The sequence below is a fragment of the Afipia sp. GW822-FHT03D08 genome, from assembly GCF_058801645.1.
In genome coordinates this window covers 113,824-138,383 of the sequence record NZ_JBXANK010000003.1, presented here as the reverse complement: position 1 = coordinate 138,383, position 24,560 = coordinate 113,824, and the positions used below count along the sequence as shown (strand labels likewise).

At 63.1% G+C, this 24,560-nt stretch carries 20 protein-coding genes and 1 pseudogene; 10 read left to right on the top strand and 11 right to left on the bottom strand.

The genetic code is table 11. From position 1 onward, the window contains the following. Window positions 1-10 precede the first annotated feature (10 nt). The 4 genes from AC1RM7_RS19795 to AC1RM7_RS19780 all read left to right on the top strand — a co-directional run bounded on the left by AC1RM7_RS19795 (window position 11) and on the right by AC1RM7_RS19780 (window position 5,999). Window positions 11-586, top strand: a complete 576-nt coding sequence (locus AC1RM7_RS19795; RefSeq protein WP_492837468.1) for a TetR/AcrR family transcriptional regulator — start codon at window positions 11-13, stop codon at window positions 584-586. 195 nt (window positions 587-781) lie between these two features. Next, a complete protein-coding gene (locus tag AC1RM7_RS19790) occupies window positions 782-4,078 on the top strand; it encodes a tetratricopeptide repeat protein (protein ID WP_024919712.1) in 3,297 nt (1,098 codons plus the stop codon). A 215-nt stretch (window positions 4,079-4,293) separates the two neighbouring features. Beyond that, window positions 4,294-5,220 (top strand): sulfite exporter TauE/SafE family protein, encoded by a 927-nt coding sequence (locus tag AC1RM7_RS19785; RefSeq protein ID WP_006022914.1) that lies wholly within the window; start codon window positions 4,294-4,296, stop codon window positions 5,218-5,220. Then, on the top strand, window positions 5,217-5,999 hold the full coding sequence (locus AC1RM7_RS19780; RefSeq protein WP_024919713.1) for a TIGR02186 family protein: 783 nt from the start codon (window positions 5,217-5,219) through the stop codon (window positions 5,997-5,999). Before AC1RM7_RS19785 ends, AC1RM7_RS19780 begins: the two co-directional genes overlap by 4 nt. Here AC1RM7_RS19780 and AC1RM7_RS19775 read toward each other — a convergent pair. The 5 genes and pseudogenes from AC1RM7_RS19775 to AC1RM7_RS19755 all read right to left on the bottom strand — a co-directional run bounded on the left by AC1RM7_RS19775 (window position 5,996) and on the right by AC1RM7_RS19755 (window position 12,143). Next, window positions 5,996-7,330, bottom strand: coding sequence for an NRAMP family divalent metal transporter (locus AC1RM7_RS19775; protein ID WP_024919714.1), 1,335 nt, complete (start codon window positions 7,328-7,330; stop codon window positions 5,996-5,998). The genes AC1RM7_RS19780 and AC1RM7_RS19775 overlap by 4 nt on opposite strands. A gap of 95 nt (window positions 7,331-7,425) precedes the next feature. Beyond that, a pseudogene (locus AC1RM7_RS19770) lies at window positions 7,426-7,554 on the bottom strand (EamA/RhaT family transporter); the annotation flags it as partial. Between the two features lie 33 nt (window positions 7,555-7,587). Beyond that, window positions 7,588-8,280 (bottom strand): ligase-associated DNA damage response endonuclease PdeM, encoded by a 693-nt coding sequence (gene pdeM / locus AC1RM7_RS19765; RefSeq protein WP_024919715.1) that lies wholly within the window; start codon window positions 8,278-8,280, stop codon window positions 7,588-7,590. A 6-nt stretch (window positions 8,281-8,286) separates the two neighbouring features. Further along, entirely contained in the window at window positions 8,287-10,848 is a 2,562-nt protein-coding gene (locus tag AC1RM7_RS19760) for a ligase-associated DNA damage response DEXH box helicase (RefSeq protein ID WP_024927746.1), read from the bottom strand. A gap of 77 nt (window positions 10,849-10,925) precedes the next feature. After that, window positions 10,926-12,143, bottom strand: a complete 1,218-nt coding sequence (locus tag AC1RM7_RS19755; RefSeq protein WP_024920330.1) for an ABC transporter substrate-binding protein — start codon at window positions 12,141-12,143, stop codon at window positions 10,926-10,928. A 298-nt stretch (window positions 12,144-12,441) separates the two neighbouring features. Here AC1RM7_RS19755 and AC1RM7_RS19750 point away from each other — a divergent pair, with 298 nt between their 5' ends. Further along, entirely contained in the window at window positions 12,442-13,872 is a 1,431-nt protein-coding gene (locus AC1RM7_RS19750) for an outer membrane protein (RefSeq protein ID WP_024920329.1), read from the top strand. Window positions 13,873-13,881: 9 nt separating this feature from the next. Here the strand turns inward: AC1RM7_RS19750 and AC1RM7_RS19745 are convergent, their stop codons facing one another. Continuing rightward, entirely contained in the window at window positions 13,882-14,808 is a 927-nt protein-coding gene (locus AC1RM7_RS19745) for a class I SAM-dependent DNA methyltransferase (RefSeq protein WP_024920328.1), read from the bottom strand. 245 nt (window positions 14,809-15,053) lie between these two features. Between AC1RM7_RS19745 and AC1RM7_RS19740 the strand changes: the two genes are divergently transcribed. The 4 genes from AC1RM7_RS19740 (at window position 15,054) to AC1RM7_RS19725 (ending at window position 19,477) form a co-directional block, all read left to right on the top strand. Next, the gene (locus AC1RM7_RS19740; protein WP_024920327.1) at window positions 15,054-16,085 is read left to right on the top strand and encodes a ligase-associated DNA damage response exonuclease; all 1,032 of its coding nucleotides are present in this window, start codon (window positions 15,054-15,056) and stop codon (window positions 16,083-16,085) included. Further along, a complete protein-coding gene (locus tag AC1RM7_RS19735) occupies window positions 16,082-17,758 on the top strand; it encodes a cisplatin damage response ATP-dependent DNA ligase (RefSeq protein WP_024920326.1) in 1,677 nt (558 codons plus the stop codon). The genes AC1RM7_RS19740 and AC1RM7_RS19735 overlap by 4 nt, the downstream gene beginning before the upstream one ends. 66 nt (window positions 17,759-17,824) lie before the next feature. Continuing rightward, window positions 17,825-18,130 carry a DUF6460 domain-containing protein gene (locus tag AC1RM7_RS19730; protein ID WP_024920325.1) on the top strand — a complete coding sequence of 102 codons (306 nt, stop codon included), beginning with the start codon at window positions 17,825-17,827 and terminating at the stop codon, window positions 18,128-18,130. 57 nt (window positions 18,131-18,187) lie between these two features. Further along, window positions 18,188-19,477, top strand: coding sequence for an MATE family efflux transporter (locus AC1RM7_RS19725; protein WP_024920324.1), 1,290 nt, complete (start codon window positions 18,188-18,190; stop codon window positions 19,475-19,477). Here the strand turns inward: AC1RM7_RS19725 and AC1RM7_RS19720 are convergent. Further along, a complete protein-coding gene (locus tag AC1RM7_RS19720; RefSeq protein WP_006022926.1) occupies window positions 19,452-20,546 on the bottom strand; it encodes a quinone-dependent dihydroorotate dehydrogenase in 1,095 nt (364 codons plus the stop codon). The two genes, AC1RM7_RS19725 and AC1RM7_RS19720, sit on opposite strands and share 26 nt — an antisense overlap. Continuing rightward, on the bottom strand, window positions 20,543-20,887 hold the full coding sequence (locus AC1RM7_RS19715; protein WP_024920323.1) for a DUF952 domain-containing protein: 345 nt from the start codon (window positions 20,885-20,887) through the stop codon (window positions 20,543-20,545). The genes AC1RM7_RS19720 and AC1RM7_RS19715 overlap by 4 nt, the downstream gene beginning before the upstream one ends. 218 nt (window positions 20,888-21,105) lie before the next feature. On the opposite strand from AC1RM7_RS19715, the gene AC1RM7_RS19710 reads away from it, so the two are divergent. Continuing rightward, window positions 21,106-21,732, top strand: coding sequence for a S24 family peptidase (locus AC1RM7_RS19710; protein ID WP_006022928.1), 627 nt, complete (start codon window positions 21,106-21,108; stop codon window positions 21,730-21,732). Between the two features lie 9 nt (window positions 21,733-21,741). Here the strand turns inward: AC1RM7_RS19710 and ybaK are convergent, their stop codons facing one another. Genes ybaK through AC1RM7_RS19695 form a run of 3 tightly spaced genes read right to left on the bottom strand, consistent with a single transcriptional unit; the run spans window position 21,742 to window position 24,547 of the window. Next, on the bottom strand, window positions 21,742-22,215 hold the full coding sequence (gene ybaK / locus AC1RM7_RS19705) for a Cys-tRNA(Pro) deacylase (RefSeq protein WP_024920322.1): 474 nt from the start codon (window positions 22,213-22,215) through the stop codon (window positions 21,742-21,744). Window positions 22,216-22,235: 20 nt separating this feature from the next. Continuing rightward, window positions 22,236-23,876, bottom strand: coding sequence for a lysine--tRNA ligase (locus AC1RM7_RS19700; protein ID WP_024920321.1), 1,641 nt, complete (start codon window positions 23,874-23,876; stop codon window positions 22,236-22,238). Window positions 23,877-23,896: 20 nt separating this feature from the next. Beyond that, window positions 23,897-24,547: a Pr6Pr family membrane protein gene (locus tag AC1RM7_RS19695; RefSeq protein ID WP_024920320.1), complete on the bottom strand. Its 651-nt coding sequence runs from the start codon at window positions 24,545-24,547 to the stop codon at window positions 23,897-23,899. Window positions 24,548-24,560: the final 13 nt, after the last annotated feature.

Genomic DNA, 24,560 nt, shown 5'->3' with positions numbered 1-24,560 from the left:
ACACTTGTGCATGGTGGAAACTGCCGAATCTTCACTCTCGAAAGACCGCCTCACCCGCGAGCAATGGATTGCCCACGGGCTGCGGACTCTTGCCTGCCAAGGCGCCGCGGCCCTGAAAACCGGCATGCTGGCCGAGGGACTGCAGGTTTCAAGGGGCAGCTTCTACTGGCATTTCGAGAGCATTGCCGATTTTCGCACCCAGCTTCTGGCGACCTGGCAAGAACGCGCGACGGATGGCGTGGTCCGCGAGATCGATTCGTCGATCACGGGACCTGCCCGGCTGACTTATTTGATGAAATTGGCCTTCAAGGAAGACAGAAGCCTCGATCGCGCCTTCCGCTCATGGGCTGCCACGGATGCCGATGCCGCCAAGGTCGTCTCAACGGTCGATGCCAAGCGTGTCGCCTATATCGCCAAGCTTCTTCGCGAATCCGGCGTTGACGCCAAGGCGTCGATGCCCCGCGCGGAGTTCATTTACTGGGCCTATATCGGGCAGTCGTCGGTCATGAATTCCGCTCACGGAACGATCACCGAAGCGGATCTCGGCGATCTCAGCGGCCTGTTCACCCGGCCGTCCTCGAACTGACGCCTCCGGCCCATAAAGTCATAAGGCCGAATTAATAATCCGGCCGCTGCCGTTTCATTAACCCGGTATTTACCGTAACGCGAAAAAGTCGGGGCTGGAAACAGACGTCTCGCGTCGAAATTTGATTGTCTCTTCAATGGGACGCGGGGGTCTGAAGCGCACTGGCAGGAGCCAGCGCCAAGACCGGACCAAGGCATGACAGCGCGCGTATCGTGGAGTGTTGACGGAATCGAGCCATCGGTCCGCGAAAGGGCCGAAGCTTCCGCGCGCCGTGCCGGTATGTCCTTGGGCGATTGGCTGAATTCGGCAATTGGCACGCCCGCAGCCGCACCCCGCGAAGCCCAGGACGTCGCCGAAATTCACAAGCGGCTGGACTCCATCAGCCGCCAGGTCGAGCACATGTCGCGTGCTCCGGGTGCCCCGAAAAACGATCCTGCCGTGGCCCGGCAATTGAACGACGCCATTTCGCGGCTGGACGCGCGGCTGTCGCAGATCTCGGCCGGCACTCCGTCCTCTCATCCGCCCTATCAGGCTGCTCCGGCCGCCCGCACTGCCCCTGTCATGGCGCCCGCGATGTCGCCCAGTTTGTCTCCGATGGATTTCTCCATCGCGGAAATCGTTGCGCGGCAGGGCGAACTCGACGGTGCGCCTCGTGCCATGCCGCATTCGTCCACGCGGATGCCGCCGCCGTCGTTCGTGAACCATGCACCACCGATCCAGCCGCAGGCCGACTTCTCCGGCCTCGAACGGCAGTTGTCCCAGATCACCAGCCAGATCGAAATGCTGCGCCGGCCCGATGGCATCGAGCAGTCGATCGCCTCGTTCCGCAGCGAGCTGAGTGAGATCCGGCAGGCGATCACCGAGGCGATGCCGCGCCGCGCGATCGAATCCCTCGAAGGCGAAATCCGCTCGCTCGGACGGCGCATCGACGAGACGCGCTCCAGCGGCATCGACAGCACGGCGCTGTCCGGCATCGAACGCGCGCTGTCCGACATCTACAGCGAACTGCGCGCACTCAAGCCCGCCGAACAGCTCGCCGGCTTTGACGACGCAATCCGCAATCTTGGCGGCAAGATCGACACCATCGTGCGGTCCAGCCACGATCCGGCAACGGTTCGGCAGCTTGAAGACGCCATCGCCGCGCTCAAGGTGATCGTCTCGAATGTCGCATCGAATGACGCGCTGAACGAACTCGCCGGTCATGTCCAGACACTGTCGGTCAAGGTCGATCAGCTCGCACGAGCCGGCGGCAGCAACGACATTCTGTCGGCGCTCGAACAGCGTATCGCCGTGCTGACCACGGCGCTTGAGCAGCGCGACCGTCCGCCCGCGGGCGACACCGTCTATTTTGACAATGCCGTCCGCACGATTTCGGACCGGCTCGACAACCTTCAGGTCGGCAACGACAGCGCCGCTTCGCTCAGCCATGTCGAGCAGCGCGTCCATCATCTGCTCGAACGGCTTGAAGCCTCCGAGACCCGCGGCGGCAATCTCGCACGGGTCGAGGAAGGCCTGTCCGACATTCTCCGTCATCTTGAAAATCAGCGCACCAGCAGCGCAGCCGCCGATCCAGGCCTGCGCATGGCGCCGCCGATGGACAGCGAGCTTGTCGATACCATCAAGCGCGAACTGACCGACATCCGTTTCAGCCAGTCGGAAACCAACCGGAATACGCAGGACTCGCTCGAAGCGGTTCACAATACGCTCGGCCACGTCGTCGATCGGCTGGCTCAGATCGAGGGCGACCTGCGCAATGCCCGAATAGCTCCCACACCGCGCGAGATGCCGCGCGAACAGGCGATGCCCGAACCCCGCGCGCGCGAGGCCTATGCGCCGGAGCCGCCGCGTCCGGCAACATCCTTCGCGCCGGTGCCGCGTCCCGAAATGCCAAATCCAGCTGCGGCGCAGGCTCCCATCGCACGCCCGCAAGTGGCGCAATCTGCCGCGCAGGCACTCGACATCGCGCAGCCTTCCCGCGTGGAAGCGCCTTCCGCCGCACCCGCATCGGTGCGCCCGCCGCCGAGCCCGCGCAGCCCGATCGATCCCAGCCTGCCGCCGGATCATCCGCTTGAGCCGGGAACCCGCATGCAGCCGTCGCGCGGCGGATCCAGTCCGTCCGAGCGCATTGCCGCGTCGGAAGTCGTTCTGAGCGAGATTTCCGCGAGCAAGCAGGAGCCCGTCAGCTCGACCAACTTCATTCAGGCCGCACGCCGCGCCGCGCAGGCCGCCGCTGCTGCACCCCCCGCGGCAACGGGGCAGAAACCAAACCGCGTGACCGCGCTCAACGATGCTGCCCGCAACGCCGCCAAGGCTGCGGCGATCGGAGATTCCGGCATCTCCTCGAAGATCCGCGCGCTCCTGGTGGGCGCGAGCGTGGTCGTGATCGTGCTCGGCACCGTCAAGATGGGTATGAACCTGCTGAGCGGACACGACAGTTCGAACTCGTCGCTCCCCGCCGAATCCAGCGTGACGCCGCCGGCACCACCGGCTGCGCCGGAAGACGGACCGCGCTCCGATGCTTCGCCTGCGATCACGCCGTCGATGACGTCGCCGACGCTGCTCACGCGCCAGTCGCCGATGAGCGGCCCACAGATCATTTCCGTCCCCCAGATGCCGGCGATCCCCGCTGCGGCACCGGCTGAACCTGTCGCCGTGCCTGCTGCCGCTCCTGCTGCGCCCGATGTCACCGGCTCGATCGCCACGCCGCGTGAACGGGTTTCCGTGACAGTCCCGCCCGCGCCGAAGACCAATCCAAAGATCAAGCTGACCCCGGTCGCGGACAAGTTGCCCGAGACGATCGGCAGCGCCGCGCTGCGTAACGCGGCCAACAGGGGCGAGCCGGGTGCAGCCTTTGAAATCGGCGTGCGCTACGCCGAAGGCCGCGGTGTTGCATCGGACTATGCCACGGCCGCGAAATGGTATGAGCGCGCCTCGGAGGGCGGCATCGTCCCGGCGACATTCCGCCTTGGCACGCTGTACGAGAAGGGTCTCGGTCTCAAGAAAGACGTCGAGACCGCGCGCAACCTCTACCTGCAGGCCGCCGAGAAGGGCAGCGCCAAGGCCATGCACAATCTCGCGGTGCTCGACGCTGACGGCGGCGGTGCCGGACCGAACTACAAGAGCGCGTCGCAATGGTTCCGCAAGGCGGCCGAACGCGGCGTCGCGGACAGCCAGTTCAATCTCGGAATTCTCTACGCCCGCGGCATCGGCGTGGAACAGAATCTCGCTGAATCCTTCAAGTGGTTCAGCCTGGCCGCGGCCCAGGGCGATGCGGATTCCGGCCGCAAGCGGGATGACATCGCCAAGCGCCTCGATGCCCAGTCGCTTGCCGCAGCGAAGCTCGCGACACAGACTTTCGTTCCCGAAGCACAGCCAGACGAGGCCACCGCCGTTGGCGCGCCTGCCGGCGGATGGGACGTTGCCGCGCCTGCAACCCCAGCGGCGAAGCCGGCCGCCAAGACGGCCGCTAAGAGCGCGAGCCGCGTCCAGTAAATCCCCGAAGCCGCGGCGCCGGGGCCCCGCGCTCGCGTTAACATTAACGCGGCGCAATCCCGAAACCACACTGCGCATTTTTCGGACCGCTTGCCGGATTCTTTAGCGCGCCCGCAAACGATTTCGGCTAAGCAGGGGCGCGGCGCATAACCCGCGTCGCGGCATATCCACTGCTGCGAGGGCCCGGCCCCGCGCCAAAATTCAAGCGAACGCGCGTGCAACTTTTCCTCCCCATCGCCGACATTCCGATCAATGTGTTTCTCATCCTGGCGATGGGTGCGGCGGTGGGATTCGTGTCCGGCATGTTCGGCATTGGCGGCGGATTTCTGATGACCCCGCTGCTGATCTTCGTCGGGATCTCGCCCGCAGTCGCCGTTGCCTCGGTATCCAGCCACATGGCGGCGTCGTCTTTCTCCGGCGCATTATCCTACTGGCGCAAGCGCGCGATCGACCCGGCGCTGTCAATGGTTTTGCTCTGCGGCGGCGTCACTGGCACCGCGCTGGGCGTCTGGATTTTCGCGCTGCTGCGATCGGTCGGTCAGCTCGACCTCATCATCGCGCTGTCTTACGTGGTGCTGCTGACCGCCGTCGGCACCCTGATGTTCCTCGAAGGCCTGCGCGCCATCTTGCGTGCAAGGCGCGGCAACACGGCCATCACCCGGCGGGCCCGCGCCCAGGGATGGATACTCGGCCTGCCGCTGAAGATGCGCTTCAAGCGCTCCAAGATCTATCTCTCCGTGATCCCGGTGGTTGCCATCGGGCTGCTGGTCGGTTTTCTCGGCGCCATCATGGGCATCGGCGGCAGCTTCCTGCTGATTCCGATCATGATCTATGTCCTGCGGGTGCCCACCGCGACCGTGATCGGCACCTCGATGGCGCTGACACTGGTGACGATGGTGGTCGCAACCATCCTGCATGCCGTAACCAATCATCTGGTCGATGCGGTGCTGGCACTGGTGCTGATGGTGGGCGGCGTGATCGGCGCACAGTTCGGCGCGCGGGCCGGCCAGCGAATCCGCGGTGAACATCTGCGCCTCTTGCTCGGGCTTCTGATCCTGTCGGTCGGGGTCCGCTTTGCGGTTGAACTGGTGATCCGGCCGAATGAACTCTACTCCATTCGCGATCTGGGGATTGGCGGATGAGACATCGCGCACTCCCCTTCTTCGCAGCGCTATTGCTCGCCCTCGCCGCGAGCATGACTGCGGGCGCGGAGAACCTGATCGTCTCGGTCTCCAACCACCGCATCACGGTGACGCCGAATTATTCCGGCGAAGAACTCGTGCTGTTCGGATCGATCGAACGCGACAGCAAATCCAAGCCGCCCGGCACAGCCTACGACATCGTGGTGACGGTGAGCGGACCGCGCGCCGACATGGTCACGCGGCGCAAGGAACGCAAGCTCGGCATCTGGATCAATGTCGATTCACGCGAGTTCATTCAGGTCCCGGCCTATCTCGGGATCTTCGCCAACCGCCCGATCGACAACATCGCCGCGCCGGATGTGCAGCGCCGGCAGCAGATCGGCATGGCCAGTTTCCCGCTGCCGCAGCGCATGGGGCCGGATGTCGCCAACACGGTCGCGAGCGACCCGTTCCGAACCGCCTTCGTCCGGCTGCGTACCGACCACGGGCTTTACCGCGAACAGACCAATGCGGTGACATTCCTTACGCCGACGCTGTTTCGGACCGGAATTCCGCTGCCCGCGGAGGTGCCGACCGGAACCTACACGGTCGACATCAAGCTGTTCGCCGACGGCGCGGTTCTCGCCAAAACGGAAACCGCGTTTGAAATCGTCAAGGTCGGCTTCGAACAGTTCGTCGCCAATTCAGCCCGCTATCATGGGCTGCTCTATGGTCTCGCGACCGCGATGATGGCGATCATGACCGGATGGCTGGCGTCTGTGGTCTTCCGCAGGGACTAGAAGAAGAAACCTGCGATCATCGCGACTACGCAGACCGCCATTGCTGCCGTCGACAGCCACCCCAGCCAGAACAGCGGACCGGTGATCGCAAACTTGCTCATCACATCGCGGCGGCGCGCCATGACCATCAACAGAACCATGACGGGCACCGCGAGCACGCCGTTGATCACAGCGCTCCAGTACAATGCCGAGATCGGATTGATCGGCGTAAAATTAAGACCGATGCCGATACCGGCCGACAATGCCAGCACCGAATAAAACGCCCTCGCTTCACGCGGCTTGCGGGCAAGACCGACCGGCCATCTGCGGCCCTCGCCGATCGCGTAAGCTGCGGACCCCGCGAGCACCGGAACGGCCAGCAAGCCGGTACCGATAATGCCGAGCGCGAAAATGAACTCGGCAAAAGCGCCGGCAATAGGCTTGAGTGCTTCCGCCGCCTGCGCGGACGTTTCGATGTCGGTTTTACCCGCCGCATTCAGTGTCGCCGCTGCCGTGATGATGATCGAGACCGCAATCAGATTCGAGAAAGCCATTCCCACAATGGTGTCAGCGCGGATGCGATGAAACTCCTTCTCGGCGCCGTAATGTTTCTCTGCCAGCGGCTGCTTCTTCGCATCGATACGCTGATCCTCCGCTTCCTGAGAGGCTTGCCAGAAAAACAGATAGGGAGAGATGGTCGTGCCGAGGATGGCGACCAGCGTGGTCAGGAAGGCCGAAGTCCATTGCACATGCGGAATGGCGATTCCGCGCAAGGCATCGCCCCACGAGACTTTCGTCACCGCAAGCGCGGCGACGTAAGCGAACAGGCTGAGAGTCAGCCATTTCAACACGGAGCTGTAACGTTTGTAGTCGAGAAAAATCTGGGCAACCGTCGAGGCAACACCGAACACCAGCACGTAGAGAAAGCCCGGACCACCGATCAATAGCTTGAGCGCATCGCCCATGGCTGCCAGATCCGCTGCGATGTTGATCGTGTTGGCGATGAAGAGCAGCGCCACGATGATGTTGAGCACCCAACCCGGATAATGCCGGCAGACATTGCCGGCGATGCCAAGGCCTGTGACGCGACCAACACGGGCAGAGATTTCCTGAATCGCCACCATCAGCGGGAATGTCAGCAGCATGGTCCAGCCGATGCCGTAACCGAGCTGCGCGCCCGCCTGGCTATAAGTCCCGATGCCGGACGGATCGTCATCCGAGGCACCGGTGACGAGGCCGGGGCCAAGGGTCTTCAGAAAACCGCGCAGGCTGAACGGCTCAGGCTTGCTATCGTGCTGAACCACCCTTCCCGGATGATCTGTCTTGCGATGATCGATCTTGTGGTTTGCCATGCCCATATCCAGCCGCGGCAGATAACGGCCGCCATGCGGCCGGGTTCCACGATGTCTGTCGTGTCGGCGGCCCGAAGTCCAGGGGTTAGATCAAATCATGCCGTGGCTGATGGGACCACTGATCGGGTAACGAGGTAGATGCCAAGCGCGACCGGAACGATGCCGAGCAGGTCCCATGCCGCGACGTGTTCAGGGATCGAGCCAAGCAACACGAGACAGGCAAAAGCACCCAGCAGCAGCAGCCAGCAGCTTAGATCTTAGTAACAGCGCGACGCCGCGATGCTGTGCACCTTCCGGTCACCCAGCACATGTGCGGTGAAAGCCAGCGTCTGAAAGATCGCCGCAAAGGCGACATCGCGAATGCTCAGGCCTCCGGTATAGGCGCCGAATGCCGGCATCACCGCACGTTCGCCGTCGCTGGCAAAACAGCGCCGTTCGACCGAGCGTCCACGCGTCGATACCCGCGCCTTGGGATGAAGATGGCCTGCGATCTCGCCAACCGCGCCGGTCGGCTCATGACGAAACATGATCGGGCCGAACGCGACTTCATCCGCGACCGTCCCGCCGAGATCGCGCGGCAAGGCCGGATCGTGATTTCCCGAAATCCAGATCCAGTCGCGCCGCACCTGCAAGGCGGACAGAGCATCGCGGTCGTCCGGTAACAGCCGCTCATGCGCGTCGCGGTCGTGGAAGCTGTCGCCGAGCGCGATCACCGTGCGCGGATCATGCCGCGCGATCACGGAGCCGAGCCGCGCCAGCGTCGCCGCCGTATCGAACGGCGGCAGCAGCACGCCGCGCTGCGCGAAGCTGGACCCTTTTTCCAGATGCAGATCGGAGACAACCAGAAGGCGCTCGTCTTCCCAGAACAGCGCGCCGGCGAGGTCAGCTAAAAAGGTAATGCCGGCGACGGTGACGGCCTGGATTCGATCTGTCGCCTGCGCCCCTTGCATCTCTTGTCAATCCTGATCGGGCGGCATCGCCTCTTTCACGAGTTCCTCGGCGGCCTCCGCCAGCAACTCGTCCGATGCTTCGCCATAAACCGCTTCGCGGCCGATTTCCAGCATCACCGGCACCGCCAGCGGCGAAACCCGATCGAGTTCCTTGTGCGTGATTCGGCCCTTAATGCGGATCAGCATATCGCTCAGGCGGCGAATATCCAAAAGGCCGGTTGCGGCATCAGACCGCGCGGCGCGCAGCAGCACATGATCGGGCTGGTGCTTGCGCAGGACGTCGTAGACGAGGTCGGTCGAGAACAGCACCTGCCGCCGCGATTTCTCCTCGCCGGTGAAGCGGCGTGCGATCAATCCTGAAATCACCGCGCAGGTGCGGAACGTGCGCTTCATCAGCGCGGATTCTGCGAGCCACGCCTCGAGATCGTCGCCGAGCATGTCGGCATCGAACAACGCGTCGAGGTTGAGACGGCCATTGCGGACCATCGCCGACAGATCGCCGAGTGACCATACGGCGAGTGCATATTCGTTAGCGACAAAGCCGAGCGGCTTGGCACGCGCGCGTTCCAGCCGCCGCGTCAGCAGCATGCCGAGCGTCTGATGGGCAAGCCGCCCTTCGAACGGATAGCAGACGAGATAGTGCTTGTCGGCGCGCGGAAAGGTTTCGACGATCAGTTCGCGCGATCCCGGCACACGGGAGAACGCGGCCTGCAGCGACAGCCACTCGCGCACCTGATCGGGCAGGCCCTTCCACGCGCGCTGATCGGCCAGCAGCAAACGCACGCGTTCGGCGAGATAGGTCGAGAGCGGAAACTTGCCGCCCATATAGGAAGGTACCTTGGGATTGGCGTCGTTGCTGCGCGAGACGTAAACCTCGTCTTCCATCAGCGCTTCGTAACGCACGACCTCGCCCCCGAAGACGAAGGTGTCGCCCGGCACGAGTCCCTCGATGAAATATTCCTCGATCTGGCCCAGCATCCGCCCGCCGCGCGCGATGGCTCCTGTCGAGCCGCCCCCCTTGTTGCTGCCACGCAGCAGCTTCACCTTCAGCATCGGCTCTTCGACAATGGTGCCGACATTGAGACGGTAGCTCTGGCGCACACGCGGATTGGTGACCCGCCACCTGCCGGCCTTGTCCTGCTTGATACGGGCAAAACGCTCGTAGCTTTTCAGCGCGTAGCCGCCGGTGGCGACGAAATCGATCACATCGTCGAAATCCTTGCGCGGCAGATCCATATACGGCGCGGCACTCCGTACCTCGGCGTAAAGTTCATCGGCGAGAAACGGCTCGCCGCAGGCGCAGCCAAGCACATGCTGCGCCAGCACGTCGAGCGAACCGGTGCGCTGCGGCGGCGTGTCCTGCGCATTCTCCGCGACCGCATCGATGGCGGCGCGGCACTCCAGCACCTCGAACCGGTTCGCCGGGACCATGACGGCGCGCGACGGCTCATCGAGACGATGATTGGCGCGGCCGATCCGCTGCATCAGCCGCGACGCGCCTTTCGGCGCGCCGACATTGATGACGAGATCGATGTCGCCCCAGTCGATGCCGAGATCGAGCGACGAGGTACAGACCACGCCGCGCAGCTTGCCCGCCGCCATCGCGTCCTCGACCTTGCGGCGCTGTGCCACATCGAGCGAACCGTGATGGAGCGCAATCGCCAGACCGTCGTCGTTGATGCGCCAGAGATCCTGAAACAGCATTTCCGCCTGTGCGCGGGTGTTGACGAACATCAACGAGGTCTTGTTAGACTTGACCAGATCGTAAATCTCGCCGAGCGCATGACGCGCCATGTGGCCGGCCCACGGCAGCCGCTCCTTGGTATCGAGCATCTCGACGATCGGCGCAGCGCCAGCATCCGCGATGACAAGATCGGCCATGGTCTGCACGCCGCCGGTCTGCGGCACCAGATAGCGCCGCAGATCGTCAGGCTCCGCGACCGTCGCCGACAGGCCCACGGCCGTCGCCTGCGGCGCAAGCCGCCACAGCCGCGCGAGACCGAGCGACAGCAGATCGCCGCGCTTTGATGTCACCAGCGCGTGGAGTTCGTCGAGCACGATCCGCTTCAGCGATGAGAACAGATACGGCGCATCGTCGGACGACAGCAGTAGCGCGAGCTGCTCGGGCGTGGTCAGCAGAATATCCGGCGGATATTTACGCTGTCGCTGCCGCCGCGACACCGGCGTGTCGCCGGTGCGGGTTTCCACACGGACCGGCAGTTTCATATCGGCGATAGGACGTTCTAGATTGCGGGCGATGTCCACCGCCAGCGCTTTGAGCGGAGAAATATAGAGTGTGTGCAGACCACCGCTGCGCACCACGCTGCGGCCGGTCGATATCGTCTTCGCGGATTTCGGCTGAGGCGTGCCCAGTTCCACCAGCGTCGGCAGAAATCCTGCCAGCGTCTTGCCCGCACCCGTCGGTGCGATGAGCAGAGCTGACCGGTTGTCCCGCGCCTTTGCCAGGAGATCGAGCTGATGCACGCGCGGCGACCAACCCCGCGCCGCGAACCAGCGCTGGAAAATCTCGGGCAGCAAATCAGGCGATGCCGGGGTTTTGGTTTTCACGCCCTAGAAGTAAGACGTCGCGCGGTCACGGTCGAGGGCAGCGGCGGAAATTCCACCCTGCCCTCGCACGTCTTAGGTTATTGGCTGACCGGCTGTGTATCCAGATCCCAGTCCTTGCCGTTGAAAGTTCCGATGAACAGCGTCTTGATCGGCGAATAATCATCCGGAGACGTTGAGTAGGTGATGCCGGGCAGGAAGATCGGTGCCTTGTAACCCGCCAGCGATGTGGCCTGCTTCAGAACATTGGCATGGGTGAGTTCGTCACCGCACTTTTCGAGAATGCGCGCCATGGTCACCGCCTGCGAATAACCCTGAAACGCGATCGTGTTGTCCTGATCGACATTCGGCAGATATTTTGTCCGCAGTTCCTGAAATCCTTTCACATCGGGATCATCCGCCCATTTCGGGCTGCCGACTTCCTTGGTGTAACTCGCGGCCACGATGCCAATGGCATTATCCGCGCCGGCCGCATTCAAAATCGACCGGCCACTCGATGTGCTGACCAGAAGATGAAGCGGCTTCCAGCCAAGCTCGGCGACCTTGCGGATCGACTGCGACGTCGCCTTGCCGGTGGAGATATTGTAGAAAACATCCGCTCCGGATTTCGACAGATTGATCATCTGTGAATCGATGGTCGGATCGGTGAGATCATAGGATGCCTCCGCGACGACCTTCACCTTGCCGCCGGCTTCCGTCAAAATCTCCTTGAACGAATTCATATAGTCGCGGCCGAACTCGTCGTTCTGGTAGAGGATGGCGACCTTGGCGTCCGGCTTCTTCTGCAAGAGGTAGCGCGCAAGGATTCGGCCCTCGGTCGGATAAAGCGGCAGACCCGGCGTGGTCCATTTGAAATTCTTCGGATCGTTCCAGCGTCCGGCTCCGGTGTTGAGCAGGAGCTGCGGGATGTTCTTGCCGTTGAGATATTTCTGCACAGCCGTCTGCGGGCCGGTGCCGAGCGAGCCAAACAACGCGAGCACTTCCTCCTGCTCGACCAGACGCCGCGTCGCCTCCACGGTCTTCGGCGCGCTGTACGAGTCATCCAGCGTCAGGAACGTGATCTTGCGCCCATTGATGCCGCCCTTTTCGTTCAGCATCTGGAAATACGCCGCCTGGGTGCGGCCGATCACGCCATAGAGCGAGCCCGGTCCCGAATGCGGCACGGTCTGGCCGAGTTTGATTTCGGTGTCGCTCGCGCCCGGATCGTATTTCTTCTGGGCCTGCGCGCTGGACGCTCCCATCAGGACGGCAGCGGCGAGCGCCCCGCCGACCGCGAACGATTTCATCGTCGTTTTCATTTTCTTGTTGTCTCCCTGAATTGGTCCAATGACATTCTGTTTTTCCGGCGATTCATCCCGGGTCGGACGCAGATCACGGCATCCTGCCGTGCTCAGGAGCACTGTCTTGCGTTTTGACGTCACACCGATCGTTTTGCACGCCCGCCGGGTTATTTTGCTTGCCTGCGCCGTAACCGCCTCTAGCTCCAGCAAAATTTCGTGAAGACGCGCTGCGACAATTTGGCCCTGTGTGGCCGGGAAGGTACAGCGGAATACCTCGCCACCCGCTAAACAGCACCGGGCTTTGAATTGGAATAGCATGCAGAAGTTTTTGATCGCGGCCGCGCTTGTCGCAATGACGGTAAGCGCCCGAGCTGCGGACCTTCCTGCCAAGCTTGTGTTCAGGAAAGCGCCTGTCGCATCGACGACCTATGACTGGACCGGTTTGTATGCGGGCGTGAATGTCGGCGTTGCTGTTGGCGGCGAAGGCCGCTCCGGCCTCAATGTGCTCGGCTTCGGCGGCTCGTTCGAAACCTTCAACCTCGCGTCCCTGGGAGTCGTTGGCGGCGGCCAGGCCGGATACAACTATCAGTTCGGCAACTGGGTGATCGGCGCGGAAGCCGACATTCAGGGCATCGGGACGGAAAATCACGCCAACTGCATCCTGACCTGCAGCGTGCCGAGCAGCGCCGCACTCAGGCAGGACATGACCTGGTTCGGCACCGTGCGCGGCCGCGTCGGCTATGCCTCCGGCCCGATCCTCAATTACTTCACCGGCGGTTTCGCTTATGGCGGCGTCAAGGTCAGCGACACTGAACGCCTCATCGGCATCAACGCGGGCACTTTCGCAGTTGAGCAGACGAGGGCCGGGTTTGCTCTGGGCAGCGGCATCGAGGCGGCGCTCGGCGGCAACTGGACCGCGAAGATCGAATATCTCTATGTCGATCTCGGATCGATCAACCAGGCCTTCGTGCTTGGTGGAACGCCCCATGTGATTGGCACCGAAGTGCGCGAGAGCATTTTCCGTGCAGGCGTGAATTACCGCATTGGCGGCAACGGCAGCCTGTTTGCGCAGACGCCTGCCGCGAACTGGACCGGCTTCTACGCCGGTGGCAACGGCGGTTCAGGCATCGCGCGCGATGCCACGACCCATACCGTCCTGTCCGGCGTCACAGCCAGCAACAATTTCGACCTTGCGCCGCGCGGCTACAATGGCGGCCTGCAGGCCGGCTACAACTGGCAGCGCGGCAATGTCGTGTACGGTCTTGAGAGCGACATCCAGTATTCGACTCAGGAGACCGATCGAAGCTGCCTGTTCACCTGCACGGCAGCCACGTCAGCCGTCTATCGTCAGAAGCTTGACTGGTTCGGCACTGTTCGCGCGCGCATCGGATACGGCGTCGGCCCGACGCTGTTCTACGCCACCGGCGGTCTCGCCTATGGCGAGGTCAAGACCCGCGTCACCGAAAACATCACCACGCTTGGAATCAACGGCACCGCAAGTTTCAAGGATGTGCGCGCCGGCTGGGCGCTGGGCGCCGGCGTCGAAACGCCGCTCGAACTGTTCGACTGGTTCAAGCCCGGTCAGTGGACCGTAAAGACCGAGTATCTCTACATCGATCTCGGCAGCGCATCGAACAGCTATAATCTCAACGGCGTTCAGCACAACCTGACGACAGAAGAGACCAATCACATCTTCCGCACCGGCGTGAATTACCACTTCGATGCGCCGGTGACCGCGAAGTACTGATCGCAGCGGTCAGGCCTTGCTTGCGGTGACGACCAGTCCCGGTACGGGCTCGTTCGCTTCGATGCGGGTGGATACCGCGGTGATCTCACAGAGCGTCAATCCGGCATCGGCAATTGCCTTACGCAGATAGGCCTCGCCGTGGGCGTAGCGCAGCCCGGGACCGAGAATTACACCTTTGCCAGCGTGCGTCTCCACCGTGAACGCCAGCAAACCCTGCGGCGTCAGAACACGCGCCGTCTCGACCAGCAACGCATCCAGTTCCGGTACGTAAACGAAGGCGTCCGCCGCGATGACCAGGTTTGCGCTCGCGTCACTCTCGGCCTGCAAGCCTTGCAGCATGTCCATGACATCCAGACGTGCATAGAGGCCCGTGTCACGCGCGCGCTCGATCATGCCGGACGACAGATCGACGCCGATAAATTCATCGGCGAGTGAGCCGAACTCGCGCGCGACAAGGCCGGTCCCGCAGCCAAGATCAATCGCGCGCTTGAAATGCGCCGGCAGCTTTGCCGCATGACGCGCCGCCAGCACCGCCTTCAGCAACACCGCCGGCCCGCGGTAATCCAGATCGTTCACCAGCGTCTTGTCGAACCGCGGCGCATACTGATCGAACAGCGCACGCACATACCCCGGCGGCATGGCGGAGAGATCTTCGACGCCAAGACGCATCAGCCGCAGCTTCGCGCCGTGGCGATCATCCGGGTCGGCATCCCGGGCACGGAGATAGGCGTTCACCGCGTCGTCGCGCTGGCCCATCTGCTCGCGCAGATCGCCGAGCGCGAACCACGCCGAAGCAAAGCCGGGTTCGAGTTCCGCTGCCTGCATCATCAGATCGGCTGCGGCGGCAAGATCGCCGCGCAATTGCAGGTCGCGTCCGAAATCATAGCGCCGGTCGGCGATCAGGTTTCCTGACGAGAGGAACAAGGACGCAGGCATGGACTTGATCTGAACCCCAAAACAGAAGCCGCTCACGACTTACCAGACTCCAATGCAGCTTCCGAGCGACTATATAACCTAGTGGAGTGGATTTGACATTCGCTCCCTGCTCCCGCGAGTCCGCAAGCGAATGTCAAATCCAAAACTCCACTAGAAACCTATATTTGCTAGTGGTCCCTTGATTCTAACATTCGCAAGGGTGCCTGCCGAGACGCGATGCGAATGTTAGAATCGGACCACTACACATGCGCCCGCAAGACATCCTGATGCCCGTCGCCGCCGGCCTTTGCTGCAAGCCGGGCGGCTTTCATATCGACCCGGTACGGCCGGTGGAGCGGGCGCTGATTACCCATGGCCACTCCGATCATGCCCGCCCTGGCCATGGTGCGGTGCTGGCGACGCAGGAAACCCTCGACATCATGAGGCTCCGTTACGGCGACAATTTCGCCGGCAGCACGCAGGCGATTTCCTACGATGAGACCATCAAGCTGGGCGGGGTCAGCGTCACATTCCATCCCGCCGGGCATGTGCTGGGCTCGGCGCAGATCGCCGTCAGCAGCGGCAAGACCAAAATCGTCGCCTCTGGCGACTACAAGGACACGCCTGATCCGACCTGCGTACCGTTCGAGGTGGTGCCGTGCGACGTCTTCATCACCGAGGCCACCTTCGGACTGCCGGTTTTCCGCCACGCCAACGTCGAAGGCGAGATTGCCAAACTGTTGGCATCGGTCGTGCTGTTTCCGGAGCGCGCCCATCTGGTCGGCGCGTATTCACTCGGCAAGGCACAGCGCGTCATCGCGATGATCCGCGCGGCAGGCTACACCGCACCGATCTACATGCACGGGGCGATGGAGAAAATCACGCGCTACTACGAGAGCCGCGGCATCGATCTCGGCGAGCTCCGGCTCGCGAAAGGCGTGAAGAAGGCTGACCTTGCCGGGACCATTACACTCGCGCCGCCTTCGGCGATCACCGACATCTGGACGCGGCGGTTTCCCGATCCGGTCGCGGCGTTTGCATCGGGCTGGATGCGGGTGCGCGCCCGCGCGCGGCAAAAGGGCATCGAACTGCCGCTGGTGATTTCCGATCACGCCGACTGGGACGGATTGTGTGCGACCATCGACGCGACCGGCGCAGGCGAGGTCTGGGTGACGCATGGCCAGGAAGACGCACTGGTTCACTGGTGTCAGTCGAAGGGCCTCAAAGCGCGGCCGCTCGATCTGGTCGGCTACGGTGACGAGGACGAAGGCGCTGCGCCGGAAGAGGCGACGTCATGAACCGGTTTGCGCATCTGCTCGACCGCCTTGCGTATGAGCCCGGCCGCAACAACAAGCTGCGGCTGATCACAAACTACTTTCGCGAGGTGCCGGACCCAGACCGCGGCTGGGCGCTGGCGGCGCTGACCGGCGCGCTGTCGTTTCGTCACGCCAAGGCGGGATTGATCCGCGACCTGATTGCCGCGCGCACCGATCCGACACTGTTTGCGCTATCGTATGACTATGTCGGCGACCTGTCGGAAACGGTGGCGCTGATGTGGCCCGCCGACAAGCGCGCTACCAACTCTCCGCCGCCACCGACGCTGACGGAAGTCGTGACCACCTTTAACACCCTCGGCAAGACCGAAATCCCTGCACAGCTCGTGCGTTGGCTCGACGAACTGGATGAGACCGGCCGCTGGGCGCTGCTGAAACTGGTCACCGGCGGCCTGCGCATCGGCGTCTCCGCACGGTTGGCAAAAACCGCTGCCGCTGCGCTCGGCGACAAGGACGCTCACGATGTCGAACTGATCTGGCCCGGACTCGTGCCGCCCTATCTCGATCTGTTCGCGTGGCTGGAAGGCCGCGCCGACAAGCCGGTCAACCGCGATCCCGCGCCGTTCCGCCCGGTGATGCTGGCGCATGCCATCGAGGATACGGATTTCGCCAATCTCGCACCGGACGACTTCACCGCTGAATGGAAGTGGGACGGCATCCGCGTGCAGGCTGTGAGCGGGAGGGACGAGCGCGGCAACATCCTCACCCGTCTCTATTCGCGCACCGGCGAAGACATCACCAAGAGCTTTCCCGATCTGGTGCCATCCCTAAGATTTCCCGGCGCGCTCGACGGAGAACTGCTGGTGCTGCGCGACGGACGCGTACAGACGTTCAACGTCTTGCAGCAGCGCCTGAACCGCAAATCAGTGACGCCGAAGCTGATGAAGGACTATCCGATTCATCTGCGCGCCTACGATCTGCTGAGTGACGGCGACAACGACCTGCGCATGCTGACCTTCACTGAGCGGCGCTCGAAACTCGAAGCCTTTGTGGCGCAACTCAATGATCCGCGTATCGACCTGTCACCTCAGGTGCCGTTCAAGACCTGGGACGATCTCGCCGCCGCGCGGGCCGATCCGGCCAGCGCCGGAGCCGGGGAAGATTCGGAGGCCGTCGAAGGTGTGATGCTCAAACGCCGCGACGCGCCGTATCTGCCGGGCCGGCCGAAAGGCCAGTGGTGGAAATGGAAACGCGATCCGCACATCATCGACGCCGTGCTGATGTATGCGCAGCGCGGCCACGGCAAGCGCTCGTCGTATTATTCCGATTACACCTTCGGCGTCTGGACGAGCATCGACGGCGCCGATCAGCTCGTGCCGGTCGGCAAGGCTTATTTTGGCTTCACCGACGAGGAGTTGATTCAAATCGACCGCTTCGTCCGCCGCCACACCACCGAGAAATTCGGCCCGGTGCGCCATGTGGTGCACGAGCCCGATCAGGGACTGGTGTTCGAGGTGGCTTTCGAGGGACTGGCGCGCTCGGCGCGGCACAAGTCCGGCGTCGCCATGCGCTTCCCACGGATCAGCCGGCTGCGGTGGGACAAGCCGCCACGCGATGCCGACCGGCTGGAGACACTTGAACGGATGTTAATCTCCGAGAGCGAGATTTCCTCTCCGGCGACCGCCAGCGGCCATTGACGCAACCGAGACAGTTCCCCATGTGGCGTGCTATTGTGCGATGGCGCACCCACCGAGGAGACGACAATGCCGGACGACGTGAGAGAAATCCCAGCCAGGAACGACGACAGCCTGTCGCGTTTTCTCGGCGGCTCGCCATTGGCGGTGCTGCTGCGGCTGGTGTTGCTGTCGCTGCTGGTCGGCGTCGTGCTCGCCGCGATCGGCTTCGATCCGTGGAACATCATCTACAGCATCCGCCGGCTGATCGACTGGATCTGGAATCTGGGCTTCGATTTCATCAACGGCGTGTGGCGTTACTTCCTGCTCGGCGCGGTGATCGTGATCCCGGTCTGGCTGATCTCGCGGCTGTTCAGCACCCAGCGGCCGCGCTGATTGAGAGACGCGGCCAAAGTCACAACCGCACAGGTTTTCAGCATCGCCGGTCCGGCGATGCTGGCCAACCTCACGACGCCGCTGCTCGGTGTCGTCGCGACGGCCTGTATCGGCAGACTGGGTGACCCCGCCCTGCTCGGCGGCGTCGCCATCGCATCGGTGGTTTTCGATTGCCTGTTCTGGCTGTTCGGTTTCCTGCGCATGGGCACCGTCGCATTCACCGCGCAGGCTCTCGGCGCGCGGGATCATGTTGAAATCCGCGCAACCCTGTTTCGCGCGATTATCGTCGCGGCGGCAATCGGCCTGCTGCTGATTGCCGTGAGCAAACCTCTCGGGACTGTCATCCTGTCATTGATGGGAGGCAGCGAGCCTGTGACGGCGGCGGCGCGCGAATACTTCGCGATCCGCCTGTGGTCCGCGCCGATGGCGCTCGGCAACTATGTTCTGCTTGGCTGGTTCGTCGGTCAAGCGCGCGCGAAAACCGCGCTTGCCCTGCAAATCCTGATCAATGTCGCCAACATCGCAATGACAGCGTGGCTCGTCCTGGTGCTGAACAAGGGCATCGCTGGTGCGGCGATAGCGGCGGTGCTGGCGGAAACCACCGGATTTATTGTCGGCGCGGCCTTGGCTTGGCGTCTGCTCGGCGGTGTATTCGATATCAGCACGGAGCGGCTGTTCGATCGCGAGCGGCTCCTGCACATGTTCGCGGTCAACCGGGACATTCTGATTCGCACCGCGGCCCTGATCGCCGCGTTTCTTTTCTTTACGTCGCAAGGCGCACGCGCCGGCGACACCGTGCTTGCCGCCAATGCCGTCCTCAACAATTTCCTTCTGATCAGCGCCTTCTTTCTCGACGGCATCGCCAATGCCGCCGAACAGATTTGCGGGCGCACCTACGGCAAGCGCGACCGCGAGGGCTTCCTGACCGCAACCAGACTTATCATGCTGTGGGGATCGGTGTTCGCACTCGCCGTGAGTACCGCTTACTTCTTTTTCGGATCGGGTCTGATCGCGGTGATGACGCCAAACCTCGATATTCAACGCGTGGCGAACAATTATCTCGTCTTTGTCATTCTTGCGCCGCTCGTCGGCTTTTTCGCATTCGCCTATGACGGCATTTTCATCGGCGCGACCTGGGCGCGCGACATGCGCAATCTCATGCTGCTGTCGCTGTTGATCTTCCTCACGGCTTGGGCGCTTCTGCGGCCGTTCGGCAATGCGGGCCTGTGGAGCGCGCTCCTGATTCATTATGTCGCGCGCGGCGGCTTGCAGGCGCTGCGTTATCCCGCGCTGTTCAGGGCTTCATTCGGCAACGGAAAGCTTAGTCCGGCCACGGCTCCGCGGTAATCGTCGCAGCATCCGCGCCGACGATTTCGGAGAGACTGTCGCGGCTGGTCCGCCGCAGCGTGGATACGAGGTCGGCCTTGATGTCTTCGACCAGTCCGAGGCCCTTGTAGATCAGCGACGAATAGAGCTGGATCAGAGTGGCGCCGGCGCGGATCTTCATCAGCGCAGCCCCGCCAGAATCGATTCCGCCGACGCCGATCAGCGGAAACGCGCCTTCGGCGCGTACGTATGTTTCCGCAACCATGCGCGTGGATAACCTCAAGAGCGGCCGCCCGGACAATCCGCCCTGCTCCTTCGCGCGGGCCTGTTCGCGCAATGAGGCGGGCCGCGCCAGCGTAGTGTTCGCGACGATCATGCCGTCGACCCGGCGCGAGCGGGCAATGTGCACAACATCGTCGAGTTCCTGCAACGTCAGATCCGGCGCGATCTTCAGAAGCAGCGGCGAATCGCCGGCATTCTTGCGCACGCGCTCGCGCGCATCGACCACCCGCGCCAAAAGATCGTCCAGCGCCGCCGCCTGCTGCAGATTGCGCAGGCCAGGCGTGTTGGGCGACGACACGTTGACCGTGAAGTAGCTCGCCACCGGCGCGAACAGCTCAATCAGCCGGACGTAGTCCGCCGTGCGATCCATCGAGTCCTTGTTGGCGCCGACATTGACGCCGACGATGCCGCCGAGACGCGACCGGGCGGCGAGCCGCCGAAGCACGGCTTCCGCCCCGTCATTGTTGAAACCCATCCTATTGATGACGCCGGAGTCCTGTTCGAGGCGAAACAGCCGCGGGCGCGGATTTCCGTCCTGCGGTTTCGGTGTCACCGATCCGATCTCGACAAAGCCGAAACCCAGCCGCAGCAACGCGTCCGGTGCTTCGGCATTTTTGTCGAAACCCGCGGCCATGCCGACAGGATTCGGGAAGTTCAGGCCGAAGGCACGCACCGCAAGCTTGGGATCGCTGGGGCGCGGCTTGGCCGGCGGCAACAGCCGCAGCCCGCCGATCGCCAGCCGATGGGCGTCTTCCGGATCGAGCCGGCGCAGCAGCGGCAACGTGAGAGCATCGAAAGCACGGATCACGACGCAAGCTCCGGAATATCGTGCGAACCGTCGGAGCGCGCACGGAGGTCGAGGACTTCTGTCACGGCGCCGGTGTCGAGTTCGCCGTAGAGATGCGGAAACAACTCGCCGCCGCGCGAGCGTTCCCATTTCAACGCCGGGCCCAGCGCCTCGGCATCGACCGCAATCAGAAACAGCCCCGTCTGCCCTGCGAAATGCTTGGCGACGGTCCCCGCCACCTGGGACGCGGTGGAAAAATGGATAAAGCCGTCGCGCTTGTCGTCGGCACTGCCGCGAAAGGCGCCCTGCCGCTCGGCCTCGCGCCAAGCCGACGCGGGGCAAATCTTGTAGATCGTGGACACGGCGGGCGGACTCTCGTGAGTTATTGAATTCATTTGAGATTTTTCGGAGCTCTGCCGAGCGCCCCGCAGACCGTATCGGCGCGCTCCGGCCACTTCAAGGGCAGCGTTCATCTGATCGCTATGCATTGCAGAGACGCCCGTTTCGAGGTAATAATTCCTAGTTCCTGATAAAATTCACTGCCCGGTCCGGTCGGCTGGGCCAGACATCCGGCCATCCCATGTTGACCCACGATCAAATCTGGAATGCGCTCGATCGCCTCGCCGAACGCGCGGGTTTATCGGCATCCGCATTGGCCAAACGTGCGGGCCTCGATCCCACCACCTTCAACAAATCGAAGCGGATCACGCCGGACGGACGCGAACGCTGGCCATCGACTGAATCGGTGGCGAAAGCGCTGGCCGCGACCGGCACCACCGTCGACACGTTCGTGCAGTTCATCGAGGACACCGCACGCTCGGTGCAGGCGGTGCCGCTGCTCGGCTTCGCCGAAGCCGGCACCGGCGGCTATTTCGACGACGGCGGCTTTCCGGTCGGCAAGGGTTGGGACGAAGTCGGGCTTCCTTCGGTCAACGACGAGCATGCCTACGCGCTGGAAATTTCCGGCGACTCGATGAAGCCCGCCTATCGCGACGGCGATGTCATCATCGTCTCACCCGGCTCACCGATCCGGCGCGGCGACCGTGTCGTGGTGAAGACCAAGGACGGCGAGGTCATGGTCAAGGAACTGAAACGCCGGACCGCGAAAGTCATCGAACTTCAATCGCTCAATCCGGCGCACAAGGACCGCGTCATCGACGCCAAGAATGTCGAATGGATCGCGCGCATCGTCTGGGCGAGCCAGTAAAACTCCGCCTCAAGCCACCAGCGGCGCAACAATCGCGCCCAGCACTTTTGCCGCGTCGCGCGGATTGAGCCGCACCTGTAATCCGCGCTGCCCGCCATTGATGTAGACAAGATCCTGCGCCATCGCCTGCTCCTCGATAGCGGCGCGCGGCGGCCTCGATTGTCCGAAAGGGCTGATGCCGCCGACCTTGTAGCCCGACAGGCGTTCCGCATCGGCCGGCTTCATCATCTGCGCAGATTTTCCGCCGAACCCAGCGGCGAGCTTTTTCATCGACACTTCACGATCGGACGGAACGATGACGCAGACCGGCTTGCCGTCGACCAGCGCCATCAGCGACTTGAGCACGCGCGATGGATCTTCGCCGAGCGCCTCGGCGGCCTGCAATCCGATCCGGTCTGCGTCGCCATCGTAATCATAGGTGTGAACGGTGAAGGCGACGCCGGCCTGTTCAAGCATCTTGGTCGCGCGCGTCACCTTCGACATGCGTGGCTCCGAGGCGGCGGCTAGGCCGCCGCTCGCTTCAGCGCAGCATCGATCATCGCGATCGCGTTCGCCACGCCATAGACCGCGACGAACGACCCGAAGCGCGGGCCCTTCTCCTGGCCGAGCAGCACCTGATAGAGCATGTTGAACCAGTCGAGCGACACGCCCGGGCGGCCGTCCTTGCCGGCCTTCTTGTGATCCAGGAACGGTTCGCGGCGGCCGATTTCATAGACCACGTTCTGGATATCTTCAGCGGAAGCATCGGCATCCAGTTGCGCCAGCGCATTACGCAGGTCGGTCAGGGCCGCCCGCTCGCTCTCGGTCGGCTGGCGGAAGGTCTTCGTCGGCGCCACGAAGTCGCGATAATAGTTGATGGCGTAGCCGACCATGTCGTCGAGCTTCGGATGCGTCTTCGGCGTCACGCCCGGGCGATAGCGGCCGATGAAGCCCCACAGCGTTTCGGCGTTCTCCGCGTTCGATGACGACACCAGCGTCAGCAGCAACTGGAAGGTCACCGGCATATCGGCCAGCGGCGGATTGCCCGCGTGGATGTGCCAGACCGGATTGCTGAGGCGCTGCTTGCCGTCCTGACGCGGATAGCCGTCAATGAACTGCTGATAGTCATCGACATTGCGCGGGATCACGTCGAAATACAGCCGCTTCGCAGCCTTCGGCTCGCGATACATGAACAGCGACAGCGATTCCGGCGAGGCGTAGCGCAGCCACTCGTCGATGGTCAGGCCATTGCCCTTCGACTTGGAAATCTTCTGGCCCTTGTCGTCGAGAAACAGTTCGTAGTTGAAGCCTTCCGGCGGCGTGCCGCCGAGCGCCGAGCAGATCTTGCCCGACAGCTTCACCGAATCGATCAGGTCCTTACCCGCCATCTCATAATCGACGCCGAGCGCAACCCAGCGCATCGCCCAATCCGGCTTCCATTGCAATTTGCAATGCCCGCCGGTAACCGGAACGGTGACGCGCTCCCTGGTGTCCGGATCGTCATACGAAATCGTACCGGCCTTCGCATCGTGTTCAACGATCGGCACCTGCAGCACGACCCCGGTGCGCGGCGAAATCGGCAGGAACGGCGAGTACGTGGCGGCGCGCTCCTCGCGCAGCGACGGCAGCATGATCGCCATCACCTTGTCGATGTTCTCCAGCATCTTCAGCAGCGTCGCGTCGAAGCGGCCCGACTTGTAGTACTGCGTGGATGAGGCGAATTCGTAGTCGAACCCGAAGGTGTCGAGGAACGCGCGCAGCCGCGCGTTGTTGTGCTCGCCGAAACTCGGATGCGTACCGAACGGATCGCGCACCTGCGTCAGCGGCTTGCCGAGATCCTGCTCCAGCATCTCCTTGTTCGGCACATTGTCCGGCACCTTGCGCAGGCCGTCCATGTCGTCGGAGAATGCCAGCAGCCGCGTCTTGATCTTGTCCTCGGTCAGCACACGAAACGCATGGCGCACCATGGTGGTGCGCGCCACCTCGCCGAAGGTGCCGATATGCGGCAGCCCGGAGGGACCGTAGCCGGTCTCGAACAGCACCTCGTCCTTGGGTTTTTTCTTCAGCCGCGCGACAATCTGCTTCGCCTGTTCGAACGGCCAGGCGTTGGATTGTTCGGCAAGCGCCCGCAGGTCGCTCGCGGATGAAGGCATTTCAGTCGACATCAAGAATCTCCGCGCAAAAATCAAACCGGCTGCCGGCGCGCGAGCCACCAGCCGGTCATCACCAGACACATGCCAATCGCAGCGCAGACGATCAGCAATCCGGCTGTATTAGCCGCAACACCTGCATAACCCAAGGTCTTGGCGTCGATAAAGGGGTACGGATAGAAGCCGGACACCTTTCCGCGCACCAGGACGAAGCCAAGATAGAACAGCGGATAGATCAGCCACAGCAGCGGATCGTACCAGCGCAGCCCCGCCTTGCGCACACAGGTCAGCCAGAACAGCAGGTAGGCGATCGGCATGGCGTAATGCAGCATCGCGTCTGCAATCCACTGCGCGCCCACCGGCGACCAGAGCTGCCGCAGCAGCACGGCATAAACCAATCCAACCATGGCGATGTAAACCGCCACCGCGGAGCGCACGAACGGATGCACCAGCCATTCCTCCGGGCCGCTCTTGATCGCAAATGTGGTCAGCACCAGGGCCGCCAGAATGTTCGACTGGATCGTGAAGTAGGAGAAAAAGCGGATGGTGGCCTCAAGCGGCGAAAGCGCCATCACGCCGGCGGTTCGCATCAAGAGCCAATACTGCAGCAGGAGCGTCGCCCATCCCAGCAGCGCAAGAAGCGCCGCGGCGGTTCGCTTGAGTTTCGCCGTTCGCGTCAAAGTCATTGCCGCATCCGAG

Bases quoted from the DNA above. Each gene is read 5' to 3' on its own strand.
- AC1RM7_RS19795 (WP_492837468.1), top strand. From the start codon at position 11: ATGGTGGAAACTGCCGAATCTTCACTCTCGAAAGACCGCCTCACCCGC.
- AC1RM7_RS19790 (WP_024919712.1), top strand. From the start codon at position 782: ATGACAGCGCGCGTATCGTGGAGTGTTGACGGAATCGAGCCATCGGTC.
- AC1RM7_RS19780 (WP_024919713.1), top strand. From the start codon at position 5,217: ATGAGACATCGCGCACTCCCCTTCTTCGCAGCGCTATTGCTCGCCCTC.
- AC1RM7_RS19775 (WP_024919714.1), bottom strand. From the start codon at position 7,330: ATGGCAAACCACAAGATCGATCATCGCAAGACAGATCATCCGGGAAGG.
- pdeM (WP_024919715.1), bottom strand. From the start codon at position 8,280: ATGCAAGGGGCGCAGGCGACAGATCGAATCCAGGCCGTCACCGTCGCC.
- AC1RM7_RS19755 (WP_024920330.1), bottom strand. From the start codon at position 12,143: ATGAAAACGACGATGAAATCGTTCGCGGTCGGCGGGGCGCTCGCCGCT.
- AC1RM7_RS19750 (WP_024920329.1), top strand. From the start codon at position 12,442: ATGCAGAAGTTTTTGATCGCGGCCGCGCTTGTCGCAATGACGGTAAGC.
- AC1RM7_RS19745 (WP_024920328.1), bottom strand. From the start codon at position 14,808: ATGCCTGCGTCCTTGTTCCTCTCGTCAGGAAACCTGATCGCCGACCGG.
- AC1RM7_RS19740 (WP_024920327.1), top strand. From the start codon at position 15,054: ATGCGCCCGCAAGACATCCTGATGCCCGTCGCCGCCGGCCTTTGCTGC.
- AC1RM7_RS19735 (WP_024920326.1), top strand. From the start codon at position 16,082: ATGAACCGGTTTGCGCATCTGCTCGACCGCCTTGCGTATGAGCCCGGC.
- AC1RM7_RS19730 (WP_024920325.1), top strand. From the start codon at position 17,825: ATGCCGGACGACGTGAGAGAAATCCCAGCCAGGAACGACGACAGCCTG.
- AC1RM7_RS19725 (WP_024920324.1), top strand. From the start codon at position 18,188: ATGCTGGCCAACCTCACGACGCCGCTGCTCGGTGTCGTCGCGACGGCC.
- AC1RM7_RS19710 (WP_006022928.1), top strand. From the start codon at position 21,106: ATGTTGACCCACGATCAAATCTGGAATGCGCTCGATCGCCTCGCCGAA.
- ybaK (WP_024920322.1), bottom strand. From the start codon at position 22,215: ATGTCGAAGGTGACGCGCGCGACCAAGATGCTTGAACAGGCCGGCGTC.
- AC1RM7_RS19700 (WP_024920321.1), bottom strand. From the start codon at position 23,876: ATGTCGACTGAAATGCCTTCATCCGCGAGCGACCTGCGGGCGCTTGCC.
- AC1RM7_RS19695 (WP_024920320.1), bottom strand. From the start codon at position 24,547: ATGACTTTGACGCGAACGGCGAAACTCAAGCGAACCGCCGCGGCGCTT.